Source organism: Mycobacterium sp. GA-0227b (genome assembly GCF_001499855.1).
In the GTDB taxonomy this organism is placed as follows: Bacteria; Actinomycetota; Actinomycetes; order Mycobacteriales; family Mycobacteriaceae; genus Mycobacterium.
Genome location: NZ_LQIK01000031.1, coordinates 322,920 through 329,016, shown reverse-complemented (window position 1 = coordinate 329,016; position 6,097 = coordinate 322,920). Strand labels below are relative to the sequence as shown.

Sequence of the window (6,097 nt, the reverse complement as noted above, 5' to 3'; positions counted from 1 at the left end):
GGTTCGAGTTTGGTCGCGGTGCGCAGCTGGTTGACCGTGGCCACCGACGCCAGCTTCGCGTAATGCTCATCAGAACCGTGGCCCGCGCGCTGGGCGATCACGCCGACCTGATCCAACGACAACCGGCCCTGCGACATTTCGGCGGTGCAGCGGGGGAACTCCTCGAACCGATCGGCGATCGCAGCCACCGTCTTGGCCGTCGCATCGGCCATGGCCAACTTCCAGGCCACCAACGCCTTGACCGACCGCGCCCCGGTGATCCCCCACAGGTTGTCGTGATCAAGCTCGGCGACGATCTCCACGATGCGCCCATCAATGGCATTGCGCTGACCCGAAAGCTCCTCCAACTGCCCAAACAACTCCTCCAAACGCTCGAGGCGACTCAAATCCACCTCAACACCAGAAGGAGCGAACGAAACCATAACCGCATCATGACAGCACCCACCGACAAATCCGGTCGACCACTGACACTGCCTGCGAAATGGCGGAAATAGCTGCCGCCGCAGCTGTTTTCGATCAGCGATTCACTCGCCGTGGATGTTCAGGCCGTGGGCGGCGGCGTAGGCCAACGCTTGGTCGACATCGATCTTCGCGCCGCGCAGGCTCGCGGTGGTCCACAACGTGGCGTCCGTTCGGGCGCCGCGCAGGTCGGCCTCGTCCAATCGGACGTTCTGCAGCCGGGCGCCGCTCAGATCCGCGCCGCGAAGCACCGCCTTGCGCAGGTCGGTGTCGACGAGACCGGCCTCGCGCAACCGGCACCCGGCCAGATCCACCCCGCGCAGGTCACATCCGCCGAGGACCGCCAAGGTCAGGTCGACGTCGACCAGGGTCAGCGGCCGCAACCGGCTCTCGGTGAACACCGAGCCGAGCATGCTGCACTGCCGGAAGATGCTGTGGTGCAACGTGGCCCGCTCGAAGCGGCAGTTGCGGAATGCGGAGCCGACGTGCTCGGACTCGGTGAAGTCGACACCGCGGAAGTCGCACTCGTCGAACACGGTCCGCTCGGTGCGCAGCCTGCTGAGGTCCTCATCGCGGAAGTCGTGACCGACGAATTCGCGTTCGGTCCAGACCTCTTCGTCAGAACTCACCCGATCAGCCGCGCAACGAGGTCAAGCTGTCGAGCGCGTACTCGGTGATCGCGATCAGCGCCGCCTTGGTGGAGCGCCGGTCGCGAGCGTCGACGGTGATCACCGGGATGTGCTCGGCCAGGGCCAGCGCCTTGCGAACCACCGCGGCCGGATGCCTTGGCGCACCGTCGAACTCGTTGACCGCGATCAGGAACGGCAGATTTCGCGCCTCGAAGAAGTCGACCGCCGCGAAGCTGTCCTGCAGGCGGCGCACATCGACCAGGATGATCGCGCCGATCGCGCCGCGGACCAGGTCGTCCCACATGAACCAGAACCGGCGCTGCCCGGGCGTCCCGAACAGGTACAGAACCAGATCCTCGGCGAGCGTGATGCGGCCGAAGTCCATCGCCACCGTCGTGGTGTTCTTCTGCGGAGTGGCTTCCAGGCCGTCGAGGCCCGCGGACGCCGTTGTCACCAACGCCTCCGTCCGCAGCGGCATGATCTCTGAGACCGCGCCGACGAACGTCGTCTTGCCGGCGCCGAATCCGCCGGAGATGACGATTTTCGTCGAGGCGGCCTGCCCCGACGGGTTCGGCGCCCGGCGCTCCTCAAAGTGCCCTGAGGCCACGCAGTGTCCTTCCTATCAGCTCACGTCGTTCGTCGATGGTGGTCGACTCGCTCAAGGTGCCGCGCACCGCCACATAACCCTGCGTCACCAGATCCCCGATCAGCACGCGCGCCACGCCGAGCGGCAAGGATAACTTCGCGGCGATCTCGGCAACCGACGGGCGGTCGACGCACATGGTCAGGATCTGGCCGCGCACATCGCTGCTCGGCCATCGCGTCGGCTTGTCCGAGTCGAGCGTCTCGATCGGCGCTTCCAACGGGAGGTAGACGCGGGAGTCGGTGCGGCCCGCGGTCAGGATGTAGGGCCGAACGAGACTCGGCTGTTCCCCGACATCGCGTTCCCACCGCGATCTGCCGGCCGCCTCGTCAGGCTCGTCCCAACCCTCCGGATCGTCCATGGGCCGCTCACGAGTGCTGAGGCGCGCGCCGTCGAGCGGACTGGACGACGGTGCCCACCCGTTCGACCAATACCGCCATCTCGTAACCGATCTGGCCGATGTCACAGTTGCGGGTCGCCAAGGTGGCCAGATTCGAACCGTCGCCGACCCGCATCAGCAGCAGGTAACCGTTTTCCATCTCGACCACCGACTGCAGCACGTGGCCGCCGTCGAACAGTTGCGCCGCGCCGGTGGACAGGCTGGCCAGTCCGGACGCCACCGCCGCGAGCTGGTCGGCGCGTTCGGTCGGGATGTGCTCGCTGGCGGCCATCAGCAGGCCGTCGGCGGACACCAGAACGGCGTGGGACACTCCGGACACTTCGCGGGCGAATCTCGAAACCAGCCAGTCGAGCGAGTCGCGCTGCGTCGATCGCGCCGGGTAGGTCATTCGGTATCTGTTCCTCTGTTTCCGGTGGTCTCTCTTGCGTGCGAGCGGCCGGCATGCACCCCGCCGAAGTGGCTGCTGATGCTCGCGCGAACGGCTTCCGGGTCCCGCTGCGGCGCACCTGCGGATGAGGTTCGGTCTGCAGCGCCGAACTCAGCCGCCGATGCTACCGCCTCGTCGCCGGCGGCAGCGGCGCCCGGCACCAGGCGGGCGCCGGGGTCACGCATCGGAAGGCCCTCGTCGGTGACGCGGGTGACCGGGGCCTCGTCGGCGGCGGCCGCGGCTGACCAGCCATGGTCCCAGACGGACTCCCAGTTCAGGTCCTCGCTGTTGGCCAGTTCAGTCGGATCGACCAGCCACTCCGAAAGCATGCTCTGATAGATCGCGTCGTCCGAAGCGGCTTCCCCTGACGGTTCGACCGCAGCAGCGCGCGACGGTTCCGGTTCCGGCGCCCGGTCGCTCGCCGTCTGCGCCCGCGCCGCGAAGAACTCGGAGGTGTCCGTCGGCCGCTCGGCGACGGGCGTAGGAGGCAGTGCGGCGGTGACGTCGGCGATTCCACTGGCGCCGGGGTTGCGTTGCGGCAGAAGCGAAACCGGCGCCTCGGCGTGCCCGTTGAGGTGTTCCGGCTCGGCGTGCCGGCCGTCGCGGTTCCCCTCTCGGTGATCCTCGTCGAGCGCCAACGCCGTCGCGATCCCCGCGTGGGCGTCGGCGGGCATCGCGTACTTGGGTTCGCTGAATTGATCGGGCTCGCCGGCCCGCCTGAGCAGCTCGGAGGGTACGTACACGCCCGCGGTGGTGCCCGAATTCGGTTCGCCCGCAACGGTGCTGCGCAACCGGACCACCAGCCCGTGCTGCGTCGCGAGACGGCCCACCACGAAAAGGCCCATGTGGCGCGCCGTGTACGGGTCGACCTCTCCGCCGGACTGCAGGCGGGTGTTGGCGACCCGCAGGTCCGACTCGGTCATGCCCAGTCCGATGTCGCTGACCTCGATGACCAGTCCGCCGTTCGCCGTGTGCACCGCCGAGACCCGCACCTGCGAGATCGGCGGGGAGTACCGCAACGCGTTGTCGAGCAGTTCGGCCAGCAGGTGAACCAGGTCGCCGGCGACCGCACCGCTGACCTCGCTGTCGGGCACGGTCGCGGTCACCACGCGGGTGTAGTCCTCGACCTCGGACGCGGCGGCGTTGATGACGGCCGATACTGGGACCGGTTCAGCTTGTTCGCGGGGCACCCTGGCGCCCGACAACACCAGAAGGTTGGCACCGTTGCGGCGCATCCGGGCGGCCAGGTGGTCCAATCGGAACAGGCTCTCCAGCCGCTCGGGGTCTTCCTCGTCGCGCTCCAGCCGGTCGATCAGCGACAACTGCTGGTCGACCAGCGATCTGCTGCGGCGCGAGAGGGTTTCGAACATGTCGCCGACCTGCAACTGCAGCCGCGATTGCTCAGCGGCCAGGACGACGGCTTGCTCGTGTAGTTCGTCCACCGCGTGCGCGACCTGACCGACCTCTTCGGAGGTGTGCACCGGAATCGGCGTGATCGGAGGAGCGTCGCCCCCCGCGCGCACCCGCTCGATCTCCTTCGTCAGGTCGTCGTGGGCAACCTTGAGCGCGCTGTCGCGTAGCCGGCGCAGCGGGCGCACCAGCGTGCGCGCCACGAGGATCACGATGATCAGCGCCAGCAGGATCGCCCCGCCGATGATCGCCGCGTCGCGGATCGAGGTGGTGCGCTGCGCGTCGGCCCGCTCCTGGACGGCGGAGGTGACCGCGGTGGTGATGCGGTCGATGATCTGGCGGGCGATCTGCTCGGTGGCGGCCACCGACGCCAACAGTTCGGGGTTGTTGACCAGGGGCACTGCCGGGTTGGTCATCAGCGCCATCCGCTTGACGAACTCGGCCTGAAGCTTCTGCGCCTCCGGCGATCCCACCCCGAGCACCTGGCTCATCCCGAATAGCGTCGACGGCTCGGTGCCCGCGAGCGCGATCACCGCGGTCCGCAGCTCGGGCTCGGGCAGCTCGGCGCCGCGGGTGAGCGCCAGCTTCTGCATCGTCATCTGGCCGCGGGCGCCGATCGCGCGGGACAGGCCGAGCGTCTCGGCGCGGATGCGCTCGTCATCGACCCGGACCGATCCGGTGACCGCATCCTCGGCGGGCAGCAGCAGCAACGCGTAGGCCTGGATGGTGTCGCGCAGCCCGATGGTGTTCGAGGCGACCTTGTCCACCAACGCCTGACCGTCGTCGATCATGGTCGTGACACCGCGACGCACGTCGGGTGCGACGTCCGTGCCGTCCAACCGGCGCTGCAGTTCCCGACGGCTGCTGTCGAACCGGGTCAGCGCGGCCTGGATGTCCCCGCCCGTGGAGGTTGCCAGCATCGCGCCTTCCAGCGCGGCCATGTAGCTCTCGATGGCGGGCACCATTTCGGTGCGCTCGGCGGCGCGACGCAAATCCGATTCCTCGGTCACGCTGCCGTAGATACGCAAACCGCCGAATGTTCCGGCCAGAATCAGCGGCACCAATACGATCGCGAGCACTTTCCAGCGGACGGGCCAATTCGACAGCGCCCACCGCGACGGCCGCTTTACCGGTGGCTCCGGTTGGGGCTCGAAATCCACGAGCGTGCCATCGGCCTGCTTGAGCTGGGAGAACACGCTCATCGACGCGCGCCCCCGCTGTCGGCCGGCGGCCCGGGATTCAGTAACGGCGCATCGTTCATAAGGCTTCCCACTGATTTCCTACCGATATTGCCCCGCCCCCGGCGGGCACGTTCTGGCCCTGGCAATTGGTCGAGTATGCCAGCGATGTGCAGCCGATTCCACAATTCTTACTGAACAGACAGAGTTCATAATCGCAGCTCAGAGCGGTTGTGCGAATTTCGGGCAAATACCGGGACGCGATTGTGATGCGGGCGCCCGGGCTTGCGGATTACGCCGGCCGGAGAAGCGCGACGAGGAAGTCGGAATTGTCGGTGAACGGCCGAACGTCCCAGGTGGACAACAGAAGGTCGGGCGCCAAGCCCGCGGCGCCGGCGTCGTCGAAGAATTCGGCGAATTCGTAGTCGCGGCCGGCGCCGAAGCCGATCACCGCCCGACCCTCGTCGCGCAGATGGGCACGCAGCCGGGAAAGCACCTGCACCCGGGTGCTCGGCGCGAGGAACGTCATCACGTTGCCTGCCGACACGATCACGTCGAACGGTTCGGTGATTCCCTGTGCGGGCAGGTCGAGCTCGGCGAGATCGCCGACCAGCCATCGCGGGCCGGGGTGGTCCTGTTCGGCTGCTTCGATGAGTGCCGGATCGACGTCGACGCCGACGACGCGGTGACCGGCCGCGGCGAGGTATCCGCCGAGCCGCCCTGGACCACAACCGGCGTCGAGGATGTGGGCACCGCGCGGCGCCATGGCGTCGACGAAGCGGGCCTCGCCGGCCAGATCTTCGCCGGCGCGGGCCATCGCGCGGAAGCGCTCGATGTACCAGTGCGAGTGCCCGGGATCCGCCGACACCTTCTGCATCCAGAGGCTCTGGGCGACCATGGAAGCATTATCGCAGCAGACGGTCGGCGAGCCGGTGGCGGTGACGTCGTAGC

Annotated in this window: 7 protein-coding genes; all 7 read right to left on the bottom strand. The window is 68.0% G+C overall.

The genetic code is table 11. From position 1 onward, the window contains the following. The coding region (locus tag AU185_RS20880) for a DUF222 domain-containing protein (protein WP_156425611.1) at window positions 1–422 on the bottom strand (422 nt) is incomplete at its 3' end. 102 nt (window positions 423–524) lie between these two features. Next, on the bottom strand, window positions 525–1,088 hold the full coding sequence (locus AU185_RS20875; RefSeq protein WP_059101476.1) for a pentapeptide repeat-containing protein: 564 nt from the start codon (window positions 1,086–1,088) through the stop codon (window positions 525–527). A 4-nt stretch (window positions 1,089–1,092) separates the two neighbouring features. Beyond that, on the bottom strand, window positions 1,093–1,695 hold the full coding sequence (locus AU185_RS20870; protein WP_059101475.1) for a GTP-binding protein: 603 nt from the start codon (window positions 1,693–1,695) through the stop codon (window positions 1,093–1,095). After that, window positions 1,676–2,092 carry a DUF742 domain-containing protein gene (locus tag AU185_RS20865; protein ID WP_082684000.1) on the bottom strand — a complete coding sequence of 139 codons (417 nt, stop codon included), beginning with the start codon at window positions 2,090–2,092 and terminating at the stop codon, window positions 1,676–1,678. Before AU185_RS20865 ends, AU185_RS20870 begins: the two co-directional genes overlap by 20 nt. A gap of 7 nt (window positions 2,093–2,099) precedes the next feature. Further along, entirely contained in the window at window positions 2,100–2,519 is a 420-nt protein-coding gene (locus AU185_RS20860) for a roadblock/LC7 domain-containing protein (protein WP_059101474.1), read from the bottom strand. Next, window positions 2,516–5,170: a HAMP domain-containing sensor histidine kinase gene (locus AU185_RS20855; protein ID WP_059101473.1), complete on the bottom strand. Its 2,655-nt coding sequence runs from the start codon at window positions 5,168–5,170 to the stop codon at window positions 2,516–2,518. Before AU185_RS20855 ends, AU185_RS20860 begins: the two co-directional genes overlap by 4 nt. A gap of 268 nt (window positions 5,171–5,438) precedes the next feature. Further along, entirely contained in the window at window positions 5,439–6,044 is a 606-nt protein-coding gene (locus tag AU185_RS20850) for a class I SAM-dependent methyltransferase (protein WP_059101472.1), read from the bottom strand. Window positions 6,045–6,097 lie beyond the last annotated feature (53 nt).